Raw genomic sequence first — 228 nt, 5'->3', positions numbered from 1 at the left:
CGAGGCTGGCCAGCAGCTCGTCGGGCCGCTGCCACAGGCCGGTGCGCAACCGGCCGCCGTGGCTCCGGTACCAGCGCCGCGGCCCGGTCAACCGGTCGGCCGCGCCGGCGCGGCCGTGGCGTCGGATGAACAGGGTCCGCAGCTCGGGGTGGCCGAGCTCGCGCAGCAGCGCGGTGGACAGGTCGGCGCCGAACGGCGCGGTCACCGGCCACGGGCCCGGGTGCTCGA

General features: G+C 78.9%; 1 protein-coding gene. It reads right to left on the bottom strand.

Annotated features, from left to right (window positions below):
• Positions 1–228 (bottom strand): hypothetical protein (locus QWJ41_RS21520; protein WP_302710542.1); only part of this gene is annotated, 228 nt, incomplete at both ends.

This window comes from Nocardioides cremeus, from assembly GCF_030518195.1.
Classification (GTDB): Bacteria; Actinomycetota; Actinomycetes; order Propionibacteriales; family Nocardioidaceae; genus Nocardioides; species Nocardioides cremeus.
The sequence above is the reverse complement of the archived record's forward strand: the minus strand, read 5'-3'. Positions and strand labels throughout refer to the sequence as shown.